The sequence below is a fragment of the Ligilactobacillus acidipiscis DSM 15836 genome, assembly GCF_001435755.1.
In the GTDB taxonomy this organism is placed as follows: Bacteria; Bacillota; Bacilli; order Lactobacillales; family Lactobacillaceae; genus Ligilactobacillus; species Ligilactobacillus acidipiscis.
The window spans coordinates 1-1,752 of sequence record NZ_AZFI01000258.1; the positions used below are offsets into that span (position 1 = coordinate 1).

1 protein-coding gene is annotated in these 1,752 nt (G+C 34.9%); it reads right to left on the reverse strand.

Going from position 1 to position 1,752, the window contains the following annotated elements; genetic code table 11:
• Positions 1 to 57: 57 nt before the first annotated feature.
• Positions 58 to 1,671: an ABC transporter ATP-binding protein gene (locus tag FC65_RS10490; RefSeq protein WP_082619096.1), complete on the reverse strand. Its 1,614-nt coding sequence runs from the start codon at positions 1,669 to 1,671 to the stop codon at positions 58 to 60.
• Between the last annotated feature and the right edge of the window lie 81 nt (positions 1,672 to 1,752).

Consider the following 1,752-nt stretch of genomic DNA (forward strand, 5'->3'; position numbering starts at 1 on the left):
TATTTCTAACTTAATTTGACATTTCAAGACTTTTAATCAAAATTAGTAGTTACTTGACTATTTATTAGATCCAGGCAATTTGATCACCTGCCCAGGATTAATAACACTAAAATCGACTTCCGGGTTTTCGGCTTCAATTTGTTCAACTGAAAATCCAAAATCATCGGCAATACTACCTATTGAATCACCAGTCTTAACAGTATAAGTCTTTTCTATTTTCTCCTTAGCCGAAGATGCTGCTGTAGATTTACTTTTCGCTTGACCCTTAGCACTTGTCTTCTTATTTTTTTGTGCTTTTTCTCTTGCCGATGCAGGCAGTTTTATCTTCTGCCCCGGGTTAACAACACTAAAATCAACACCTGGATTTTCACTTTGAATATCCTCAACTGACAGTCCCTTATCATTAGCTATACTACCAAGAGAATCGCCAACTTTCACAGTATAGCTCGTACCTCGATCTTGCTTTGCTGTTTGAGCAGTGTCATTAGCCACCGAACTCTCAGTTTTGTGTTCCTGTTTATTCACAACGCTAATACTATTGTTTTTAGCTGAATTTTCAGTATTATCCTTGCCCTTTTGTTCCGTAATTTTAATTTGCTTTTTAAAAGCTGGCTTTTCCTTAAACATTTTTTCTGTAAAAAATGACACCGGATGAGCTACAGACTCAACTACAGTCGCACTGCTTAATGAAACTAACCCAAGCCAGATAAAACCTAAAAGGCAAAAAGTGACTAATACTTTGGATCCAAGTGAAAGCCGGTGACTATCCTTATTTTTCTTTAACCCTTCAGAAACCCTGATGCGTTCTTTTCTGGACATAGAAAGACCCTTTTTAAAAACTTCAGTTTCCAAGTTTTTCACAGAATAGTCCATTTGAACTTGTCTTTGCTCGTCTTTATACTTTTTCTGCTCTTTTTTAGGCAGCTTTTTAAACCATTTAGAAAACTTATTATACTCTGGAATGATTTTCTCAGGTGGACCATAAGCTTTTACTTCACCGTAGTTTAACCAAATTACTCGATCACACCACTCCTTGATCGTTCTCATATCATGAGAAACAAGTAAAATCGTTTTTCCCTCATCTCGAAATTCAAACATTTTATTTTTTGATTTATCTACAAATGTTTTATCGCCAACAGAAAGAGCTTCGTCTACGATCATAATATCCGGATTTTGGTGAACCATAATAGAAAAACCAAGTTTAGCTTTCATACCAGAAGAATAAGTTTTTACAGGTTGATCAATAAAAGGACCCAGCTCAGAAAAATTAATGATATCGTCCATCTTTTCATCAATTTCTTTGTTGGTCATCCCCATCATTAAAGCCTTAAGACGAATGTTTTCACGACCAGATAAATTTTTTTGCATACCAGCATTAGCAGCAATAATGGAAACATCCCCATTAATTTCCACTTTACCGGTCGTTTGCGAGATTTGTCCGCTGATAATATTAGACAATGTAGACTTACCAGCACCATTTAGTCCAATGACACCAACACATTCACCATCTCTAATTTCAAAACTTACATTTCTTAAAGCCCAAAATTCTTGTTCGTCTTGGGTACTGACCCCAGCAAGGGATTTTGCCTTATTTTTGGTATCCTTAGTCGGTAGCAGCTCAAATTTTTTTGTTAGATATTCAGCTTTTATTTTTACTTTTTTAGAATTCATGTGACATCCCTAATTATTTTTTTACTATATTACTATACATGTAAATCAAAACTCGTCGTTTGTAAAATTAAGTTAGAAATA